General features: G+C 53.6%; 23 protein-coding genes. 4 read left to right on the top strand and 19 right to left on the bottom strand.

The window, feature by feature from the left end; translation table 11 throughout:
* Positions 1-190: 190 nt before the first annotated feature.
* A complete protein-coding gene (locus tag NUV48_11235) occupies positions 191-517 on the top strand; it encodes a YmaF family protein (protein ID MCR4442711.1) in 327 nt (108 codons plus the stop codon).
* A 174-nt stretch (positions 518-691) separates the two neighbouring features.
* Here NUV48_11235 and NUV48_11230 read toward each other — a convergent pair whose 3' ends face one another.
* The 6 genes from NUV48_11230 to NUV48_11205 all read right to left on the bottom strand — a co-directional run bounded on the left by NUV48_11230 (position 692) and on the right by NUV48_11205 (position 3,912).
* Positions 692-1,525: a DNA adenine methylase gene (locus NUV48_11230; protein MCR4442710.1), complete on the bottom strand. Its 834-nt coding sequence runs from the start codon at positions 1,523-1,525 to the stop codon at positions 692-694.
* A gap of 70 nt (positions 1,526-1,595) precedes the next feature.
* Complete coding sequence (locus NUV48_11225; GenBank protein MCR4442709.1) at positions 1,596-1,730, bottom strand: hypothetical protein; 135 nt, start codon at positions 1,728-1,730, stop codon at positions 1,596-1,598.
* Between the two features lie 120 nt (positions 1,731-1,850).
* Positions 1,851-2,198 (bottom strand): spore germination protein GerW family protein, encoded by a 348-nt coding sequence (locus NUV48_11220; GenBank protein ID MCR4442708.1) that lies wholly within the window; start codon positions 2,196-2,198, stop codon positions 1,851-1,853.
* 47 nt (positions 2,199-2,245) lie between these two features.
* Positions 2,246-2,908 (bottom strand): hypothetical protein, encoded by a 663-nt coding sequence (locus NUV48_11215; protein MCR4442707.1) that lies wholly within the window; start codon positions 2,906-2,908, stop codon positions 2,246-2,248.
* A 15-nt stretch (positions 2,909-2,923) separates the two neighbouring features.
* Positions 2,924-3,334 (bottom strand): zf-HC2 domain-containing protein, encoded by a 411-nt coding sequence (locus NUV48_11210; protein ID MCR4442706.1) that lies wholly within the window; start codon positions 3,332-3,334, stop codon positions 2,924-2,926.
* Positions 3,335-3,336: 2 nt separating this feature from the next.
* Positions 3,337-3,912, bottom strand: coding sequence for a sigma-70 family RNA polymerase sigma factor (locus NUV48_11205; protein ID MCR4442705.1), 576 nt, complete (start codon positions 3,910-3,912; stop codon positions 3,337-3,339).
* A 256-nt stretch (positions 3,913-4,168) separates the two neighbouring features.
* On the opposite strand from NUV48_11205, the gene NUV48_11200 reads away from it, so the two are divergent.
* The 3 genes from NUV48_11200 to NUV48_11190 all read left to right on the top strand — a co-directional run bounded on the left by NUV48_11200 (position 4,169) and on the right by NUV48_11190 (position 5,762).
* On the top strand, positions 4,169-4,909 hold the full coding sequence (locus NUV48_11200; GenBank protein MCR4442704.1) for a ZIP family metal transporter: 741 nt from the start codon (positions 4,169-4,171) through the stop codon (positions 4,907-4,909).
* A gap of 125 nt (positions 4,910-5,034) precedes the next feature.
* On the top strand, positions 5,035-5,403 hold the full coding sequence (locus NUV48_11195; protein MCR4442703.1) for a sulfite exporter TauE/SafE family protein: 369 nt from the start codon (positions 5,035-5,037) through the stop codon (positions 5,401-5,403).
* Positions 5,403-5,762 (top strand): sulfite exporter TauE/SafE family protein, encoded by a 360-nt coding sequence (locus NUV48_11190; protein MCR4442702.1) that lies wholly within the window; start codon positions 5,403-5,405, stop codon positions 5,760-5,762. Before NUV48_11195 ends, NUV48_11190 begins: the two co-directional genes overlap by 1 nt.
* A gap of 102 nt (positions 5,763-5,864) precedes the next feature.
* On the opposite strand, the gene NUV48_11185 is transcribed toward NUV48_11190, so the two are convergent.
* The 13 genes from NUV48_11185 to amrS form a co-directional block, all read right to left on the bottom strand.
* Complete coding sequence (locus NUV48_11185; GenBank protein ID MCR4442701.1) at positions 5,865-6,164, bottom strand: type II toxin-antitoxin system RelE/ParE family toxin; 300 nt, start codon at positions 6,162-6,164, stop codon at positions 5,865-5,867.
* A 5-nt stretch (positions 6,165-6,169) separates the two neighbouring features.
* Positions 6,170-6,550, bottom strand: a complete 381-nt coding sequence (locus tag NUV48_11180) for an AbrB/MazE/SpoVT family DNA-binding domain-containing protein (GenBank protein MCR4442700.1) — start codon at positions 6,548-6,550, stop codon at positions 6,170-6,172.
* Positions 6,551-6,681: 131 nt separating this feature from the next.
* Complete coding sequence (gene argH, locus NUV48_11175) at positions 6,682-8,094, bottom strand: argininosuccinate lyase (protein ID MCR4442699.1); 1,413 nt, start codon at positions 8,092-8,094, stop codon at positions 6,682-6,684.
* A 53-nt stretch (positions 8,095-8,147) separates the two neighbouring features.
* Positions 8,148-9,377 (bottom strand): argininosuccinate synthase, encoded by a 1,230-nt coding sequence (locus tag NUV48_11170; protein ID MCR4442698.1) that lies wholly within the window; start codon positions 9,375-9,377, stop codon positions 8,148-8,150.
* Positions 9,378-9,400: 23 nt separating this feature from the next.
* Complete coding sequence (argF, locus tag NUV48_11165; protein MCR4442697.1) at positions 9,401-10,327, bottom strand: ornithine carbamoyltransferase; 927 nt, start codon at positions 10,325-10,327, stop codon at positions 9,401-9,403.
* Positions 10,328-10,394: 67 nt separating this feature from the next.
* The gene (carB, locus tag NUV48_11160) at positions 10,395-13,637 is read right to left on the bottom strand and encodes a carbamoyl-phosphate synthase large subunit (protein ID MCR4442696.1); all 3,243 of its coding nucleotides are present in this window, start codon (positions 13,635-13,637) and stop codon (positions 10,395-10,397) included.
* 36 nt (positions 13,638-13,673) lie between these two features.
* Positions 13,674-14,876 carry an acetylornithine transaminase gene (locus NUV48_11155; protein ID MCR4442695.1) on the bottom strand — a complete coding sequence of 401 codons (1,203 nt, stop codon included), beginning with the start codon at positions 14,874-14,876 and terminating at the stop codon, positions 13,674-13,676.
* A gap of 17 nt (positions 14,877-14,893) precedes the next feature.
* On the bottom strand, positions 14,894-15,751 hold the full coding sequence (gene argB, locus NUV48_11150; GenBank protein ID MCR4442694.1) for an acetylglutamate kinase: 858 nt from the start codon (positions 15,749-15,751) through the stop codon (positions 14,894-14,896).
* 92 nt (positions 15,752-15,843) lie between these two features.
* Positions 15,844-17,055 (bottom strand): bifunctional glutamate N-acetyltransferase/amino-acid acetyltransferase ArgJ, encoded by a 1,212-nt coding sequence (gene argJ, locus NUV48_11145; GenBank protein ID MCR4442693.1) that lies wholly within the window; start codon positions 17,053-17,055, stop codon positions 15,844-15,846.
* Positions 17,056-17,072: 17 nt separating this feature from the next.
* Entirely contained in the window at positions 17,073-18,116 is a 1,044-nt protein-coding gene (gene argC, locus NUV48_11140) for an N-acetyl-gamma-glutamyl-phosphate reductase (GenBank protein MCR4442692.1), read from the bottom strand.
* A gap of 167 nt (positions 18,117-18,283) precedes the next feature.
* A complete protein-coding gene (locus NUV48_11135) occupies positions 18,284-19,324 on the bottom strand; it encodes an HD domain-containing protein (GenBank protein MCR4442691.1) in 1,041 nt (346 codons plus the stop codon).
* A gap of 24 nt (positions 19,325-19,348) precedes the next feature.
* Positions 19,349-19,765: a chemotaxis protein CheW gene (locus NUV48_11130; GenBank protein MCR4442690.1), complete on the bottom strand. Its 417-nt coding sequence runs from the start codon at positions 19,763-19,765 to the stop codon at positions 19,349-19,351.
* A 92-nt stretch (positions 19,766-19,857) separates the two neighbouring features.
* Positions 19,858-20,721 (bottom strand): AmmeMemoRadiSam system radical SAM enzyme, encoded by an 864-nt coding sequence (amrS, locus tag NUV48_11125; GenBank protein MCR4442689.1) that lies wholly within the window; start codon positions 20,719-20,721, stop codon positions 19,858-19,860.
* Between the last annotated feature and the right edge of the window lie 15 nt (positions 20,722-20,736).

Raw genomic sequence — 20,736 nt, 5'->3', positions numbered from 1 at the left:
AGGTATAAGCTGAAGCCAAATCAAAATATCTCCTTACCATCTCCAGGGATGTATGCCCTAAAATCTATTGAGGGCTAAATATTATCTGCAACAGCTAATTACTCCCCTGTTATAATTTTATCCTCGAAACTTTGTACTCTTCCTAATTACTCGCATATTATATAACGTCAAGAAAGGGGGGTGCTTTTTTATGGCTGAAATGGAACCAGCCCATTTTCATGATTATGATACTCGAACTTCCTTGGAATTAGCCCATACTCACTGCATGCGTGGAGCAACATCTGCTGATCCGGGCGGATTAGATCAACATGTCCACTATTATACAGGCACAACATCTCAAGATTTAGGACACGTTCACAATTTCGTTGGAATAACAGGACCTGCAATTGCTATTGCCGGTGGCCATATCCATGAACTAATGGGATATACAACTTTCGTCAAAGCTCATATTCACTGCTACCGGGGATTATCTAGCCCCGCCATAGTATATAAAAACCGGAATGAAGAGAAAGAATAAACGACACGGAAAAACCGGCCGTGAAAAGCTAAAAGTTTCAGGCCACTCAACCAGTCGATGAAGCCAGGGACATATATTCCATTTCTTTTGTCTCATGGCCGTCAAGATTTGAAAGAATAGTCAATTTCTATTTCCATAAATAGGTATCAAAGAGAGGCTTGTTTTCTTTCTTTTTCAATAATTCATCACCAGCACCTCGTCAATTTCACCGCGTTTATCAGCGCGGGAATTGACCGGCCTTTTCGCGTTTATCACGATGATTTTGTAGTTTTTGTAAAGGTCCTTGATAAAGCCGGTGGCCGAATTGGAAAGGATGAACTTTACGCCTTTTTCATTGAGCCGGTCGCACGTTTTTTTCAGCCTCTTTTGCTCGTACCGGTCGAACCCGCCCTTATCGTATCCTGTGAAGCTTGCGGTATCCGAAACCGGGTCGTACGGAGGATCAAGGTACACAAAGGCGCCGCTTTTCACATCCTTTAACGCGTCTTCAAAATCCAAGCTGGTAAAGGTGATCCTGGCCTTGTTGAAATAATCGCTCACCGCCCTTAAGACGGCTTCATTGACGATATTGGGATGCGTGTAGCCCCCAAAGGGCGTGTTGAATTCTCCGGCTTTGTTGACCCTGAACAGCCCGTTGTAGCATGTCTTGTTGAGGTAAATTATCCTCGATGCTTTCTGGACGGCGGTCAATCTTTCATACTGTTCCCGGTCACGGTCCTGTTCCCTGAGCCGGTAAAAGTATTCCTCTCCGTTCCGGTGCCGCTTAAGGTCTTCGATCAATTCCCCGACACTGTCCTTTATAACCCTGTAAATATTTATCAATTCGCCGTTGATGTCATTGACCACCGCTTCCTGGGGCTGCAGTTCAAATAACAGGGCGCCGCCGCCCAGGAAAGGTTCATAATAAACAGAAAAGGATTTTGGAACGTACTTTTTGATGTGTTTTAATACCTGCCTCTTTCCGCCGGCCCATTTCAGCACCGGCGCAACCAGCTTCCCCTTTGCCATGGCCGTCCCTCAGTCTTCATCATATACCTGATTTTATCCATCATACAAAAAATTATATTTGAAACACGGGTTAAAAACAATCCGTGACCGATGGCCTGCCTCCTTGCAAGTATGTGGCAAAAACAAAAACAGGCACGCGGTGTTTATCAACACCCGACTGCCTGTCTTCTGCGCTTTGGCTGGGAGAATAGAAAACGGTTCGCATGGCCTCGCCCTCCAGGATTCACGTTTCCTGAAGGCTTAATTGCTACAGTGTTTATTATAAGCCATTTTCAAATAGAGCCAAGATTAATATTACGCTAGCCATTTGGGCTGGCATATGGGGCTATTCTTCCTTGTCCGCCTTGACTTTGCTGATGATTTCGGGGACCATGTCGATTATTCTTTCCAGCGAACCCTTGTCTTTCAGGGCCATTAAAGTGACCTCATCCCCTTTGATCACCAGCACGCTGTTGGGAGCTATTTTTCCACCCACGCCGGCGCCGCCGCCTGTCCCGTCGTTGCCCTTGGAGTCTTTGCCGGAACCGCCGCCTGTCCCCAGGCCGAAGGTCACCTCAATGATGGGAACGAGAGTGACATCGCCTACAGTCAACGGTTTTCCAACCACCGTTTCTGTCCGGAAAAACCTCTCCAGTTTTTCAAAAAGCGTCTCCAGGTTCTCTTTATAATCCATACTTCACGCCTCCTTCTTTCTATATTATTTTTCGTTTATTCATGCACCTATCTATACACCGGAGAGCCGGTGCCGGTTGCAAACTTTTGAGCCTTTTTTCGCCGGAGCATTTTTTTCAAAACCGGCCTGGCTTCCTTGGAAATGATAAATCTCCCCGCGTGAAACAGCAGGACAATCAGAATTATTCTTCCCTCCAGCTTGGCGGAAATGTCATGCACCTCCCGCGTAAAGTCCGGTTCTATGCCAATCCCGGGAACAACGCTTCTTACAGCAGCAAAAAGCCCTGTATAATAAGGGTCTCCAAACCCCAGGAACCCTTTCGTTTCCAATACGCGCGGCGCGGCTGACTTAATAATCCTGACCATCGTCTCCGCCAGTGAGCGAATAAACTGCCGGTCCATGAAGACCAGCGAATCAGCCGGCGAAAAACCATCTCTTTTCTTTTCCCGGGTCGTCTCCTTTTCCTTTTTACTGCCGGTGACTTCTCTGTCAACCACTCGAAGCCCGATTACCCTGGCAGTAATGCGGCTGCCGGAATCTCCCGTCCAGGTCGCTTCCATCTCAGCAGGGCCGATCCGGACAGCCAGCCTCCCGGCCGCCTTTTCCCGCCAGGTGCCGTAAAACACGCAATGAACTGGCGCAATGAGCGCCAGCAACAGAATAACAATAAGGGAGCCGAAAAACAAAACAACAATCGATAAGCCAGTCATATTATCACCTGAATCTCATAAGCCGATAATCCTGCGCAGCACGGATTTCTTTTTTCTTGGCGGTAAGGAAGCCTTTTCGGGCCGGTTTATGCCGGGCAGGAGGCTGAGAAACTTGAAGGAATTTCGAAAATTGCGCACCTGAAGTTCCACCGCGTCTTTGAATGAAAACCCTTTGTTTTCCGCTTCTTCCGCTTCGCTCTTAAAACACGCTTGCAAAACCACGGCTGTGAGCAAAGGAAGCTCAGGCGGAATTTCATGGTCTTCGTTGAAAAACCGCCTCATCTCCCAATCGACTATTTTCAGGCGGTTTAATTCCCCGCGGCACTGCGGGCACGACTTGAGGTGTTCTTCCAAGACTACCCTTTCCAGGGGATCAATCGTCCCGTCGATATATTCGTTTAAAATTTCCGTACTAACCTTGCACATGCCTATACCTCCAGCAAACCTTTCCTGAGAAGAACCGATTTCAGCAGGCCGCGAGCCCGGAAAAGGCTGTTTTTTACCGTCCCCAGCGGCTGGTTGAGGATTTCGGCCATCTCCTGGTAAGAAAACCCTTCCAGGTAATGCAGCGTTAGGACCATTCTTGGACCTGGGGGCAAAAGCGCCAGTCCTTCCCGGATTGCCGCCTGCGCGGTTAAACCAGCAACCTGTTCTTCCACATTTTCCGCCGCAGAAATACTCTGGACAATCGACCAGCCCTTTTCATTCTCATAATCCAACGACAGGTGCTGTTTCTTTCCTTTGTCCCGGCGGTAATTCAAACAGGTATTAACCGCTATCCTTTTCAACCAGGGCAAAAATTCGCGGCTTTCATCAAAGGAGCCGATGTTTTTGAAAACCTTAATAAAAATGTCCTGCACGGCGTCCAGGGCATCTTCTTTGTTTCCCAGGTACTTGCAACACAACCGGAACAGGTCGCCTTCGTACCTGGACAGCAGCAGGGAGAAGGCTTCCCTGTCACGCCGCTTACAGCGGCGGATCAGGCTCAGATTTATATCGGCCACATTTGAAAACCCCTTTATCTTCTCACACCGTTCTATACACCAAACCCAGGCTTAAGGTTGCATCTGCTTTATGTCATATTTGCAAGAGCTTTGTTTGCCTTATGAAGCATTTCTTAATTATATTGTAAATCCAAACCTGTCCTTGAGGGTAGATGAAAAAGGAATGGCGAATAAAATAGAATCAACTTGCTGTAATAATTAAGGCCGTCTCCTACTATCTTGTTATTAAACGAGATGGTTCCAGGGAGAAGAAGCAATGGCTTATGAAGTGATCTGGCAAAGCACGCTGGCAGGCCTGGCTACCGTGCTGGGAGCGCTGGCGGTGGTCGCCCTCGGGCGGCCGGGCGAACGAGTCCTGGCGGTTCTTCTGGGGTTTGCCGGCGGGGTGATGACAGCGGTTGTGGTTTTTGACCTCATCCCTTCAGCGCTTGACTACGGCAGCATGCTCACCGCCTGGAGCGGCTTTCTTCTCGGGCTGCTGTTTATGCTGGGACTCGACCTGGTCATATCTCTGCTTCCCGGTTTACAAAACGCCGGACCTCTTGGCCTGCAGGGCCGGTTTTTAAAAATGGGCTATCTCATCGCCGTGGGGATCGCGCTTCACGACCTGCCCGAGGGGATCGCCATCGCTGTCGGTTATTCGGCCAAAGAAAGCCTGGGAATTCTTATTGCCCTGTCCATAGGTCTGCACAACATCCCTGAGGGCATGGCCACTGCAGCGCCCCTCAATATGGGCGGGATGTCGAAGCGGGGTATAATCCTGACCTGCCTTGCCATAAGCCTTTTCACCCCCCTGGGCTCCTGCCTCGGACTTTTGCTTGTATCCATTTCCGGGAGGTTCATCTGCCTGCTGCTGGCCCTGGCCGGCGGAGCAATGGCCTTCATTGTAAAAAACGAGTTGATCCCTGAAGCGTACCGGTGGCACCCCAGCTTTGCCCGCACCGGGTTTTTGCTTGGCATATTGCTCATTCTTTTACTCACAGTCTTTCAACATTAACATCCAGTCTCTTTTAACACCCACCAGCGCCGCCAGCTGCCAGCGACCGCCGGCCAGCCGCCTCTCAGGCCGGTATTAAATCCCTTCTTCCGGCAAAAACTAAATGCGGCAAGGAGGTTTTTTGTTTGATACGGCTTTCGCTGCAGGCAGGCTGCCGGCTGGGATTAATCGGGTTCATTGCCGGGTTTGTCAACGGGTTTATCGGAATAGGCGGCGGTACCATTCTCATACCGTCAATGATATTGCTCCTGGGGGAAAAACAGCATATCGCGCACGGGACTTCTCTGGCCATTATCCTGCCGACGGCAGCCGTCAGCGCTTTTATTTACCAGACCAGCCAGCACCTCGACTGGGGACTGGCTCTGAAAATAGCCTTAAGCGGGATGGCCGGGGGCTATCTTGGCGCCAGGCTGATGGAGACAATTCCCGCCCCTCGCCTGAAGCAGATTTTCGGGATTTTTATGTTTTTGGCGGGAATCAGGATGATTTTTTGATGATGGTGTATATAATAGGCCTTTTTACAGGCATCTTGAGCGGGATGGCCATCGGCGGCGGTACCCTGCTGGTTCCGGCCCTGGTCATTTTGATGAATATCGACCAGCACACGGCCCAGGGAGTCTGCCTGGCCTCGTTCATCCCCACGGCGCTGGTGGCCGTCGTCACCCATTACAGGCAGAACAACATAAACGTGAAGCTGGCCGCCTTTCTCACCGTGGGCACGCTGGCAGGCGCCGTGCTCGGCGCCACCCTGGCCAACAGGTTCGAGGCGGGACTTTTGAGAAAGACATTCGGCTTGTTTTTGGTTATCATGGGATTTTACGAGTTTTTCAGCAAAAGGAAAGAAAAAAGCTGAGGTTTTGTCACTCAGCTCTTTTTTCTTCCAGCTACTGTGCTTAATAAATCTATAGCATAATATAACATAATATAATGTGGCGGTCTTTCTGTAATAATAGTCTCATCTTTGGCTTTTCAAGTATTTTTTTAACTCATCGTAAAAGTTTTCCCTGGTTCCAGCCAGGATGATTAATATTGTTTCTCCATCAATTTCAACGACCTTGTAGGCTATTTCATAATTGGTGTTATTGTAGTATACGTCATAACCCATGATACCGGCTAAGTCATATTTTTTAATCTTTCCTGCTTCCGGGTTTGCCCTTATCTCATCAATGGCCTCTTTAAACCGTCGTTTAAGCTTGGGATCACGGATCTTCTTGAAGTATTTTTCGGCCTGTGGCAAATATTGCACGGGTAGCATATCAACTACTCCACGTCAGAAAAAATTTCTTTATGGACCGACTCCCTATCACGAGTATCTTTTTTAGCGATAGCGACGGCATCATCTATCATCCTTTGAGCTGCTAATCTTATTCCGGCTTTCATCTTCCGGAATTGCTCCACAAGTTCTTCACCTGTGTAACCCTGGTTAACCAAGTCTTGCAATATCAGGTCAGAATAGTCATCACTAGCTTTATCAAGCCGCCTAATAATTAACTCATCGCCCTTTAGGATGCATTCTGCCTCCCGGCCTAGGCCAAGCTTTTCATAAAACGCCTGGGGTATAGTTATTTGCTTTTTGGATGATATCCTGATTACCCGAGATTCCATATCTATCAAACCCTTTTTAGGCAGTGCCGTAGACATATTATATGCATCTCCATACCAAAATATACTTATCTCTTTACTCGCTTGGTTTCTTGGTTTTTATTATATTATATTCCCGCATAAAAGTAAACTGATGACCCCTCTATTGAAAGAAAAAAGCTGAGGTTTTGTCACTCAGCTCTTTTTTCTTCCAACCACCTTCTGGCCCGCTCAACCGCTTCCCTGACCCGGACCGGCGCGGTGCCCCCATGGGTGAGCCGACGCCCCACCACGTTCTCAAGCCTGAGGGCTTCGTAAACATCGCTGTCGATGCGGTCCGCAAGTTCCATTCCTGTATCCCGGCCGGCCTTTTTCATTTCCTCCAGCGTCAGCTCTTCCAGGACCTTGCCGCAGGAAACGCAGTAGCTGACCAGGCTCCCGGCGAGGCGATGGGCGTCGCGGAAGCTCATCCCTTTTCTTACCAGGTAATCGGCCAGGTCAGTCGCGTTGGAAAAACCTTTCCCGGCGGCCTTGTACATCTCTTCTTTCCTGAAAACGGCTGTGGCCAGCATCGGCGCAAAAACCAGCAGGCATTTTTGCACGGTGTCGACGCCGTCAAAAAGGGCTTCCTTGTCTTCCTGCATGTCTTTGTTGTAGGCCAGGGGCAGCCCCTTCATAACCGCCAGCAAGGCCAGCAAATCGCCGTAAACACGGCCCGTTTTTCCCCTGACGAGTTCGGCTACGTCGGGGTTTTTCTTCTGCGGCATGATAGACGAACCCGTGCTGTACGCGTCGTCCAGTTCCACAAAGGCGAAGCCCTGGCTAGCCCAAAGGATAATCTCCTCGGCCAGGCGCGATAAGTGCATCATCACCAGCGAAAGCGCCGCCAGGAACTCAATAATATAGTCCCGGTCGGAAACGCTGTCCATGCTGTTTTCTGAAACCCTGGAAAACCCCAGTTCCCGCGCGACTTTTTCCCTATTCAGGGGAAACGTGGTCCCGGCCAGGGCGCCCGAACCCAGGGGCATGACGTCCGCCCGCCGGCGGCAGTCCTCCAGCCGCCCGTAATCGCGTTTGAACATTTCCGTGTAGGCGAGCAGGTGGTGGCCCAGGGTCACCGGCTGGGCAATCTGCAGGTGGGTAAAACCTGGCATGATGGTCTCCGCATGTTCGCCGGCCAGCCCGACCAGGACGTCCACCAGGTCAAGGAGCAAGAGCCTGGTTTTTTCAATCTCTTCCCTGACAAAAAGCCTGGTATCAAGGGCCACCTGGTCGTTCCGGCTCCTGCCGGTGTGCAGTTTTTTGCCCGCCGGCCCGATTTTTTCCGTCAAAACCGCTTCAATGTGCATGTGGATGTCTTCGGCTTCCTGTGAGAACTGTATTTTGCCGTCCTCGATCTCCTGCAGGATCTCCTCAAGTCCCGCTATGATCTGCGCCGCTTCCCGGCGGGTGATAATGCCTTCCTCCCCCAGCATCCTGGCGTGCGCGATGCTGCCGCGTATGTCATGACGGTACAAGCGCCGGTCAAAGCTGATGGAAGAATGAAAATCCTCCGCCAGCGCGTCGGTGTTTTTCTGGAAGCGGCCGCCCCACAGTTTTTTCACAATCGTCACCCCCTGCCAGGCCGGCTGTCGCCAGCCGGCCGCCTATTATCCTATTAAACCAATCCCGCCTTCTTCTTCATCAGGGCCCGCACTTTGAGCGGCAGGCCGAAAAGATTGATGAACCCTTCCGCGTCTTTCTGGTTGTATACCTTGTCTTCGCCGAAGGTGGCAAAGGCCTCGTTATATAATGAATAGGGCGATTCGGCGCCGGCAGGCGTGCAGTTGCCCTTGTACAGCTTCATCCGCACTTTCCCTGTAACCGTCTGCTGGGTCACGTCGACAAAGGCATCGAGAGCCTCGCGCAGCGGGTGGAACCAGACGCCGTCGTAAACCAGTTCAGCATAACGGAGAGCAATCAACTGCTTGTAATGGAGCGTGATCCTGTCCAGGGTGAGGAGTTCCAGTTCCTGGTGGGCAAGATAAAGGACTGTGCCTCCCGGCGTCTCATAGACTCCCCTCGATTTCATGCCGACCAAGCGGTTTTCCAGGATGTCGGCGATCCCCACACCGTTCCTGGCCGCTGCGGTGTTGGCTTTTTCGATCAGCTGGACCGGGCCGCATTTCTCACCGTTGATGGCCACCGGCACGCCTTTTTCAAACTCGATTTCCACGTATTCCGGCTTGTCAGGAGCCTTTTCAGGAGGGGTAATGACAAGCAGGACATCTCCAGGCGGCTCCTTGCCGGGGTCTTCCAGGTCGGCGCCTTCGTGGCTCAAGTGCCATAAGTTGCCGTCCATGCTGTAAGGCCGGTCTTTGGTCACGGGCACAGGTATGCCGCGCGCCGCGGCATAATCCACTGCCTGCTCCCTTGACCTGATATTCCACTCGCGCCAGGGCGCGATTATCTTCAGGTCGGGAGCAAGGGCCTTAACCGCCAGCTCAAAGCGCACCTGGTCGTTTCCTTTTCCCGTTGCTCCGTGGGCCACCGCCTGGGCGCCCTCTTTCAAGGCGACTTCCACCAGCTTCTTGGCGATGAGCGGGCGGGCGAAAGAAGTGCCGAGCAAATACTTGCCCTCGTACACCGCCCCCGCCTTCAGGGTTGGAAAAATGTAACCGGTCACAAACTCTTCCTTCACGTCTTCGATATAAATCTTGCTGGCTCCCGTCCTGATCGCCTTTTGTCTCAACGGTTCCAGGTCTTCGCCCTGTCCCAGGTCAGCGGACATGGCAATGACCTCGCAGCCGTAATTCTCTTTCAGCCAGGGAATGATTATGGAGGTGTCCAATCCGCCCGAATAGGCCAGGACAACCTTTTCAATCTTCTTCATTTCTTTCCTCTCCAATCCCAGAAATATTGATATGTTCGCTAACCCAGCAAGGCCGCCAAAATGGCCTTGTGGGCGTGAAGCCTGTTTTCCGCCTCGTCGAAAATAACGGACTGCGGGCCTTCCATCACTTCGTCGGTGATCTCTTCCCCGCGGTGTGCCGGCAGGCAGTGCATGACCACAGCGTCTTCGCCGGCCAGTTTTAACAATTCCCGGTTTACCTGGTACCCGGCGAGGGCTTTCCGGCGCGTAGCGGCTTCTTCCTCCTGTCCCATACTGGCCCAGACATCAGTATACAACACCTGGGACCCTTTTACCGCTTCCTGGGGGTCACAAACCACGCTTATTTTACCTGTGCTGCCGGCCAGCGTTCTGGCCTTCTCCACCACCCGCGGGTCCGGAGCAAAACCCGGCGGGGAGGCGACCGCCACTTCCATCCCCATGATGGCCCCGCCGGTCAACAGGCTGTTGGCCACGTTGTTCCCGTCCCCGATAAAAGCAAGCTTCAAACCGTTCAGGTCGCCCTTGTGTTCCCAGATGGTGAGCAGGTCCGCCAGGACCTGGGTGGGATGAAAATCGTCGGTCAGCCCGTTGATGACCGGGACATCGGAATACCTGGCCAAATCCAGGACCTCCTGGTGGCTGAAAGTCCTGATCAGTATCCCGTCGCAGTAGCGCGCCAGTACCCTGGCTGTATCCTGGATGGGCTCTCCCCTGCCGATCTGCAGGTCGTTCTTGCTCAAAAACATGGCCAGTCCACCCAGATGGTACATGGCCACCTCAAAGGAAACCCTGGTGCGGGTGGAGGCCTTTTGAAAGATCATGGCCAGGGTTTTCCCCTCAAGGAGCCTGTGCGGGATGCCCTTTTTTTGCTTGTCCTTCAAATCGCGGGCCAGCTCCAGCAAATACCAAATCTCTTGCCGGCTGAAGTCAGCCAGGCTGATAAAATCACGACCTTTTAAATCCATAATACAACTCACTCCCCGTAATACATTTTTATCGTTTCTATTCCGCGTTCAATAATTTAAAAGAGGGTTACACGGCAGGCACTTCCGGCACGGGCGGGGCGTACTTTCGCAGGTCCTGAAGGGCCCTTGCCTCCAGATAAGGCTGGCTCGCCAAGAACTCCAGCACATTTCGAAAAGCCTTCACCGTATCAATGGTGGTCAGGCACGGTATACGGTACTCGACCGCCGCGCGCCTGATGGCAAAGCCCAGCAGGTCGTGTTCCTTCCTGGGAATAGCTATCACCAGCTGCACTTCCCCGCTTTTGATCAGGTTCCTGGCGGCTTCGATGCCCGCCGCCCCGCTTAAGCTCCCCAGATCAACGCGTTTAATCTCAAATCCTGCCCCCTTCAAGAAACGGCTGGTCTCGCCGGTGACAAATATCCTGTAGCCCAGTCTGCTGAAGTCTCGCAGCAGTGGTATTATTCTCTCGCTGTCCTTTTCAGATGCGGAAACAAGAAGGTTTCCACCCAGCGGCACGCGCCCGTAAACGGCCAGGAGCGCCTTGTACAGCGCGCGTCCCAGGGTGTAGTCATACCCCATCACCTCGCCGGTGGACTTCATTTCCGGTCCCAGGGAGGTATCGACCTTCGACAGCTTTTCAAAAGAGAACACGGGAGCTTTGACGGTATAAAAGTCAGGTTCCGGCCATAAACCTCCCCGCAAATTTAAATCAGCCAGTCTTTTGCCCAGGATAAGGGCGGTTCCCGCCCTGACCAGGGGCAGCCCCGCAGCCTTGCTGAGGAAAGGAACGGTACGCGAGGCTCGCGGGTTGATTTCCAGCACGTAGACCCGGTCATGGTATACCACGAACTGGATATTGAATATCCCCGCAATACGGAAAGCCCTGCCAATCTGCCGGGTGTACCGGACAATCGTCTCTTTCAGGCCGGTTGCCAGCGTATGCGCCGGATAGACGGCCATGCTGTCGCCGGAATGCACTCCCGCGCTTTCGATGTGTTCCATAATTCCGGCCACCAGCACGTCCTCCTTGTCGCTTAAGGCGTCAACTTCAACTTCGATGCCGGGCAGGTACCTGTCAATGAGGACAGGATGCCCTGAGGCGAGGCTTTCCGGCCATTCTTTATAGCTGAGCAGTTCTTCCATCGTGTGAACGATTTCCATCGCCCTGCCGCCCAGGACATAGGACGGCCGCATGACCAGCGGAAACCCGAGCGATTCGGCAATTTCCACCGCTTCCTGGGGCCTGGCGGCAGTCCTTCCTTCAGTCTGGGGAATGCCCAGTTCGCCGAGCAAGGCTTCGCACCGCTTCCGGTCTTCAGCCAGGTCAATCCCCTCAATGGACGTGCCCAGGATATTCACACCGTGCCTGGCCAGCGGCGCGGCCAGGTTGACGGCGGTCTGCCCGCCGAACTGCACGACAACGCCCAGCGGCTTTTCCAGTTCTACAACATTAAGGACGTCTTCCAGGGCAAGCGGTTCGAAATACAGCCTGTCGCCCATGTCGAAATCGGTGCTGACCGTCTCCGGGTTGTTGTTAATGATGATTGCCTCAAAACCAGCCTCTTTCAAGGCCCACAGGGAGTGAACCGAACAGTAGTCGAACTCGATGCCCTGCCCTATCCTGATCGGCCCTGACCCCAGCACGATGACCTTTTTCCCAGGCTTAACCCTTGCTTCGTTTTCTTCCTCGTAAGTGGAGTAATAATACGGGGTGGCCGCTTCGAACTCGGCGGCGCAGGTGTCGACCATTTTATAGACGGGGATTATCCCGTTTTCCTGGCGAAATCTCCTGACCTCGTCTTCGCTGCTGTGGAGAAGGCGGGCCAGCTGAAGGTCGGAAAATCCGCGGGCTTTCGCTTTTCTGACCAGGTCCGCCCGCATTCCCCCCGCCTCGATCTCTCGTTCCAGGAGCACTATATTCCTGATCTTTTCCAGGAAAAACGGGTCGATTTTCGTCCGGCCATAGATCTCCGCTACAGTCCAGTGGCGGCGGAAGGCTTCGGCCACCGCGAACAACCGCTCGTCGTCGGGGTACGAGAGCTTGTTTTCCAGTTCAACCTCCGTCCATGTGCCCGCCGCCTTCACGGCAAAGCCCTGCAAGCCGCATTCCAGGGAACGGACCGCTTTCAGCAAGGCCCCTTCCAGGGTGCGGTCAATAGCCATCACTTCGCCTGTGGATTTCATCTGGGTGCCCAAACGGCGGTCGGCCGTCCTGAACTTGTCAAAAGGCCAGCGCGGTATTTTGGCCACAACGTAATCGATAGCCGGTTCAAAACAGGCCGTGGTTTTGCCTGTGACGGCGTTTACAATCTCATCCAGCGTGTAACCAAGGGCTATCCTGGCCGCTACCTTGGCAATAGGATAGCCGGTTGCCTTGGAAGCCAGCGCGCTGGAGCGGCTTACCCGTGGATTGACTTCAATAACCACGTACCTGCCGCTGCCTGGCTCAAGGGCAAACTGGATGTTGCAGCCTCCCTCGACTTCCAAAGCGCGGATGATCTTCAGCGAAGCCGACCGGAGCATCTGGAATTCCCTGTCGGAGAGGGTTTGGGTGGGAGCAAAGACAATGCTGTCGCCGGTATGGATGCCGACAGGGTCCATGTTCTCCATGCTGCATACGGTTATACAGTTATCGCTGCCGTCGCGCATAACCTCAAACTCGATTTCTTTCCAGCCTGCCACGCTCTGTTCCAGTAAAACCTGGTTGATCCTGCTCGCCCTTAAACCGACTGTTACCAGTTGTTCCAGTTCCTCACGGCTGCCGGCTATTCCCCCGCCTGTACCGCCCAAAGTATAGGCTGGCCTGATGATCACGGGGAATCCCACCTTCTCCACAAAGCCATAGCTTTCTTCAAGCCGGGTAATGATTACGCTCTCCGGAACCGGCTCGCCGATGGCGAGCATGGTTTTTTTGAACTCTTCCCGGTCTTCGGCTTTCCGGATCGCCGGCAGGGGAGTCCCCAGCACTTCTACCCTGAACTGGTTCAAAACCCCGGCTTCCGCCAGTTCAACAGCCAAATTCAGGGCGGTCTGTCCTCCCAGACCCGCGAGCAGTCCCTGGGGCCGTTCTTTTTCGATGATATGGGCAACAGCAGGCGCAGTAAGCGGTTCTATATAAATGCGGTCGGCGACGCCTGCGTCGGTCATGATCGTGGCAGGGTTCGAATTGGCCAGGACGACCTGCAGACCTTCTTCCTTTAAGGCCCTGCAAGCCTGGGTCCCCGCATAGTCGAACTCAGCCGCCTGCCCGATGACCACAGGTCCCGAACCGATAACCAGCACTTTTTTAAGGTGGGCCTTCTTTGGCAAACAATATCTCTCCCTTATCTTTTCGTCCCGCTTTTTTTACTTCCCGGCCTCCGCCTCCGCCACGGCCTCTTCAAGGATGTCCATACCTTTGTCGATCTCCTCGTACGTGACGTTGAGCGGGGGAATGAGGCGAAGCACGCTGCTTTGGACGCAGTTGATAAGCAGCCCTTTTCCCTGGCATTTATCCTGGATGGGTTTACCCTCGACGGCAAGAGGTATGCCGATCAGCAGCCCCTGGCCTCTCGCTCCGAGTATGGCCCGGTGGTCCTTTTTCATCGCTTCGACCCTGGAAATGATGTATTCGCCCTTTTTTTGAGCCTGCTCAGGCAGCTTTTCGTCGATGATCACCGAAAAGGCGGCAAGAGCGGCGGCTGTGGCCAGGGGGTTACCCCCGAAGGTGGCGGCATGTTCTCCCGGCTGGAAGGTCTCAGCCGCCTCGCCGCGGGCCAGGCAGGCCCCGATAGGCACGCCGCCACCCAGGCCCTTGGCCAGGGTGATGACATCGGGCGTTATCCCGTAATGCTCATAACCGAAGAGCTTGCCCGTCCTCCCCAGGCCGGTCTGGACCTCATCCAGCATTAACAGCAGGTCATGCTTGTCGCACAGCTCCCGTACCCCCTCCAGGTAGCCGCTTCCAGGCACGTTAACGCCGCCTTCGCCCTGCACCGGTTCAAGCAGCACCGCGCAGGTTTCCGGCGTGATGGCCGCTTTGAGCGCGTCCAGGTCGTTGTATGGAACATGGGTAAACCCGGGGGTAAGCGGTTCGAATCCTTTCTGGTACTTTTCCTGGCCGGTCGCGGTCAGGGCGGTCAGCGTCCTGCCGTGGAAGGAGTTGACGGCGCTGATGATGACGGACCTGCCCGCCCCGTATTTATTGTAAGACCACTTACGCGCCAGCTTAATGGCTGTTTCGTTGGCCTCGGCGCCGCTGTTGCAAAAGAAAACCTTAGTGGCAAAGGAATTGTCGACCAGCAGTTTGGCCAGCTTGACCTGGGGCTCGATCCAGTAAAGATTGGAACAGTGCAGCAGCATCCCCGCCTGTTCGCGCAGCGCTTCCACCACCCTGGGGTGGCAGTGGCCGATGTTGTTGACCGCTATCCCTGCCACAAAATCCAGGTACTTCTTGCCGTTAGCATCCCAAACATAACTTCCCAGGCCCCTTACGAGGGCGAAAGAATGGCGGGGATAGGTGTTCATGACGTACTCCCGGCCCATGTTAATAATAGTATCGTTATTCACGCCAGTATTCCTCCTTTTCACTCATTTACAACCATTGTCCCAATGCCTTCCCTGGTAAATATCTCCAAGAGCAGGGAATGGGGTTTTCTCCCGTCCACGATGTGCACGTTTTCCACGCCTTTTTCCAGGGCAAAAAGGCAGCTTTCAGCCTTGGGAATCATTCCCCCCCTGATCACACCGCCCTCGATAAGTCCGGCGATTTCTCCCTTTGTCAGGCGCGAGGCCAGTGATTCAGGCCCATCGCCCAGATAAATGCCCTCCACATCGGTCAGCAAGACAAGCTTGTGAGCCTTGAGGGCGCCCCCCAGCGCGCCCGCGACATAATCGGCATTGATGTTCAGCGTCTCCCCTTGAAGGCTCACACCGACAGGAGCCACCACCGGGATATATCCCTCGCCGGTAAGGGTATGTATTATTCCGGGGTTTACCCCGGCAACTTCCCCGACCAGACCGAGATTATCAGCCCCTCCTATTTTTTCCGCGATGATGAGCCTGCCGTCCTTGCCGCACAGTCCAACGGCTTTTCCCCCGAAACTGTTGATGCGGCTGACGATACCCTTGTTCACTTTGCCCGCCAGCACCATCTCCACCACTTCCATGGTGATTTCGTCGGTGACCCGCAAGCCGTTGACGAACCTGGCCTCGACATTGATCTTCTTGAGCCAGTCATCAATAACCGGTCCACCGCCGTGTACTACTACGGGGTTCATTCCCACAAGCTTCATCATGATAATGTCTTTTAAGACCATCTCTTCCAGCTGGGTATCAGTCATGGCGTGCCCGCCGTATTTTATTACAATGGTCTTGCCGGCAAAGGACTGGATGTACGGCAGGGCCTCCATCAGGATACCGGCCTTTTCCACCGCAGACAGCATTTCTTAAGCCTCCTCGTGCTCGATTATCCGTTCTCTGCTTTCCGCCTTCTGTTTGCCGCCTTGCAATGCGGAAAACAGGCAATGAAAAGCATTTATGTGCGGTACGCCCCGTTTATTTTCACATAATCATATGTCAAATCGCACCCCCATGCCACAGCCCCGGCGCTCCCCTGTTTTAAGTCCACCTTGATTACAACGGTATTCCCGGCCAGTATGCCGGCAGCACGTTCTTCATCAAAGGCCAGACCGCACCCGTTCCTGGCCACCTGCAGGTCACCCAGGTAAACATCGACAAGAGCGGGTTCAAAGCTGGCTCCTGAATAGCCCAGGGCGCAAACGATCCGCCCCCAGTTGGCGTCCTCACCGAAAACAGCCGCTTTGACCAGGTTCGAAGCGGCGATGCTCCGGGCGCCCGCTCTTGCATCGGCCTCCGTAGGGGCATTGATTACCCGTACCTCCACCAGCTTGGTGGCTCCTTCCCCGTCGCGGGCGACCATCCTGGCAAGTTCAACGCAGACCTGAGTCAAGGCCTCCTGGAACACGCCGTATTCTTCGCTGTTTTCGTCATCAACCGGCGCATTCCCGGCCAGGCCGTTGGCCAAAACAAACAGGGAATCGTTAGTGCTGGTGTCCCGGTCTACGGTAACCATATTGAACGAACAATCGACTGCCGACCTCAAGGCGAGCTTCAGGCACCGCGGAGTTACCGCCGCGTCTGTGGCAACAAAACCCAGCAAGGTGGCCATATCCGGATGGATCATCCCCGAACCTTTGGCCATCCCCCCGATGGTGACGGCTTTCCCGTTAAGCATAAACCTGACCGCCGTTTCCTTGGGAAAAGTGTCGGTGGTCATAATGGCCCTGGCCGCTAGGCTTCCGTTTTCCACCGAAAGGCCAAAAGCGGCTTCCCGGACCCCGAGCAGGATTTTATCCATGGGCAGGGGTACCCCGATCACGCCAGTCGAGGCCACAAGCATCTCACCGCTTTCACAGCCCGTGCTTTTTGCCGCTTCGCCGGCCATCGCCCGCGCGTCGTCAAGTCCTTGCTCTCCCGTGCACGCATTGGCGCAGCCGCTGTTGACCACAAAACCGCGCGCTTTTTCCCTGGCCAGGTGTTCCTTCGATACCAGCACCGGCGCCGCCTGGAATTTATTGGTGGTGAATACCCCGGCTGCCGCAGCAGGCGCCTTCGATAATACCAGAGCCAGGTCATAGCGGCCGGGGTGCTTGATGCCGGCCTGGGCCACGCCCGCCATGAAACCCTGAGGAGATGTTATCCCTCCCCCTTTTATTCGCTGCAGCACTGTCTTTCAACCCCCTTTCACGGATAAACCGCGATCATGTCAAGTCCCATCTTTTCTTCAAACCCGCACATGATGTTCATGTTTTGGACGGCCTGGCCGGAAGCCCCTTTCACCAGGTTGTCGATTGCCGAGATGACGACCAGCCTTTTTGTCCGTTCGTCCCAGACCAGCCCGATGTCGCAGAAATTGGTTCCCAAAACCCATTTGGTTTGGGGAACGCGGCCTGCCGGCAGCACCCTGACAAAGGGCTCGCCGCTGTAAAACTCCCTGTATACCTGCTCTATTTTTTTAAGGTCCACATGCGTATGGGGTACCGTATAAATCGTGCTCAGCATCCCCCTGGTCATGGGCAAAAGATGCGGGGTGAAAGACACCCTGATCTCTTCCCCGGCCAGCGCTGCCAGCTCCTGCTCGATCTCCGGCGTATGGCGGTGCCGCGGCAGGCCGTAAGCCTTGAAGTCGCCATCCACCTCGGCGAAAAGGGAATTCGTGGACAGGGAGCGGCCGGCACCGCTCACGCCCGATTTGCTGTCAATGATGATCATGTTCCTGTCCACCAGATTGTGCTTTATAAGCGGCGCCAGTGCCAGTACGGCCGCGGTGGGATAGCAGCCGGGATTGGCCACTACCCGGGCGTTCTTAATCTCTTCCCTGTATATTTCCGGCAGGCCGTAAACCGCAGCGTTCAGGATGGCGGGAGCGGGTCCTTCCTTGTTGTACCATTCTTCATAAACTCCGGGCCGCTTCAGGCGAAAATCGGCCCCCAGGTCAACCACTCTCTTGTTCAGCCGCAGCGCGCTTTCCACGTAAGGAACGCTGAGGCCGTGAGGCAGCGCTAAGAATATTACGTCGGCCTCTTCCAGTAGTCCCGGGTCCTCCGCGGCCCGGCACGCGCTGTCCACAATGCCGCGGAAATGCGGGTACACATCGGACAAAGGCCGGCCGGCATATGTTTGCGTTCCCAGGCCCGCTATTTTCACGCCCGGATGGCGGCACAACAGCCTGACCAGTTCCTGCCCCGTATAACCGGTTGCGCCGATTATGCTCGCATTGATCACCATGCTTATACGTCCTTTCTTCCAGCTGTTTTAATAATTATACATTTTGTTGTATATTTATGCAATATAAATTTAAGTAAAACGATAAATGAACCCTTTGGAAAAACCAGGGTTCACTTTAACAGGGCAACGGGTTTTCTGAACTGCCGCGCCAGGGGCCGCAAAAGCGCCTACCCGGCAACGATGTCCTGTCGTTCCTGTTCGCTGATGATCTGGTTGATGAAAAGCGTCCTTTCTTTCATCAGGTCAATCTCCGGGAAGTTGTTAAGGAGAACCCCGACATGGTTCGTTATCAGCTTAACCACAGGCCGTGTCGGGAAGTTCTTTTGGACCTTTATAACCACGCCGACCGCCCCGTTGTTAAGCCGGACAGCCGTACCCACGGGGTAAGGAGCTATGTTCTGGCAAAAGGCCTTCACAATTTCGGGATGGAATGACCTGCCGCTTTCAGCCGTCACCTTTTCCAGCGCCTGGTAAGGATAGAGACGTTTGCCGGGATCAGCAGCGGACACAAGATTGTCATAACAATTGGCAACACCCACAATCGAGGCGAAAAGGTGAATGTCTTCCGCCTTCAACTGCCTGGGAAATCCGCTCCCATCATACTTTTCATGGTGCTGGTAAGCCACATGGGCGATCATCACGTTAAGCATCCGGTTATTTCTCAAGATCTCAAAACCGTGCAGGGTATGTTCCGGCCCTTCGCTGATGGTCTTGCCAACATCATGCAGGATCGCTCCCATTCCCAGGGCCTTGATTTTCAGGTCATCAAGCATAAGTACCTTTCCCGTCAGCGCGCTCAGCACGCAAACGCTGATGGCGTGGTTGTAATTGTACATGTTGGAGCTTCTAATGTCCATAAGCTGCACGAGAAGATTGGGAATCTCCCTCAGGTCATCCAAGATTTTATTTACTAAATCGCTGATCTGCCGGAAGTCAACTTCCTTGCTCAAGCGGATGTTTTCGGCAATCTGTTTCAGGGCGGCAACCGTTTGAATTCGGACCCTGTCATGAATGACGTCTTCAACCTCAAGAGGCCCGACCAGCTCGTCCTCAATATAAATAAAGGGTATGCCAAATTCAGCCAGTTTCTTGATGTAGCGGTCTGTAAGCCGGGAGCCGGCGCTCAAAAGAACGCGCCCTCCGTCATCGTGTATTGTCCTTGCTATTCTCATTCCCGCCTGGAGGTTTCTTGTTTCAATCGGACGCATAGCATCTCCCTTTTTAGCAGTTTTCTACAGGACGAAAGAGAGATTAAGCAGGATTATCAACCTCTCCTCGACCCTGGCGATTCCACTGACAAACCGGCTGTCAATGTCCTGGTACACGTCATGGCCCTTTTCGATATCGCCGGAACTTATCCTCAGGACCTCATGGACAATGTCAACCAAGAGACCGTAAGGCCGGTCCTCCACTTTGACGACAATCACCCTCGTCTTTTCATCACTGGCTGAATCCTCAAACCCCAGGACTCTCCTCAAGCTGACAACAGGGATAACCTTCTCTCTCAGGTTGAACACCCCAAGAACGTGAGGAGGTGAATTGGGGAGTTTGGTTGTTTTTAAAGGCCGTATTATTTCCTGAACGGACATTATATCGATACCGAATTCCTGATCGCCAAGTCCAAAAATCACGTACTGCTTTTCTTCCATAAGGCCGCCCCTCTTTCCCCGGTGATATGAATATTTTCTCTTTACAGCCCTCTATTTCCTGCTTGGCGAAACGGAAAAATAAAAAAAGACTATTATACATTTCCCAAGAACACATTCGTTAAAAATTTTTCCGCCTCTTTTTTTGCCAACCTCATCGTTTCAAGGGGCGTGGCCGGCAGATTAAATTTATAATTGGGAAAATACCGGGTCAGGTGAAGGGGTATGTCCCGGTCAATCCCCGCAATCCAGCGGGCCAGTTCCCTTATTTCTCCGGGGCTGTCGTTGAGTCCGGGGACCAGGAGCGTCGTTATCTCCAGGTGACAACGGCCGGCAAAGAGCTTCGCGCTTTCCAGGACGGGTTTTAACCGCCCCTGGCAAACATCCCGGTAAAACTCGTCGCCAAAAGACTTAACATCCAGGTTGACAGCGTCTATATAAACGAGCAGCTCTTTCAACGGTTTCGGGTTGATGTACCCGTTTGTCACCAGGACGTTTTTCAATCCCGCTTCCCTGGCAAGCCTGGCCGTATCAAAAACATACTCGTACCACATGAGTGGCTCGGAATATGTATAGGCAATACCGGCGTTATCGCAATCCAGCAGTTGAAGCGCGCGTTTCACGGCCTCCTGCGGCGGCATGTACACGTATGGCGGGTCTTCGCCGTGGGCGATCCGCCAGTTCTGGCAGAAGCCGCAGGACAGGCTGCAGCCGAAAGTGCCCAGCGAGAAAATCATTTTACCAGGCAGGTACTTTTTGAGCGGCTTTTTTTCAATCGGATCAAGGGCAGCCGCCGTTACTTTCCCGTAATTGCCGACCTTCAGTTCTCCTTTTTGATTGTACCGAACCCGGCAGAGCCCCGTCCCTCCCTCCGCTATCCGGCAAACGTGGGGACACAGCAAGCACTGCACCTCATTTTTTTCCTTGTCTTTCACAATCCAGAACCTGGCCGGTTCCACAGTCTTCACCCCTTT

Source organism: Peptococcaceae bacterium (assembly GCA_024655825.1).
Lineage (GTDB): Bacteria > Bacillota > Peptococcia > DRI-13 > PHAD01 > JANLFJ01.
Note: the sequence above shows the minus strand (reverse complement) of the source record. Positions and strands in the feature narration are given on the sequence as shown.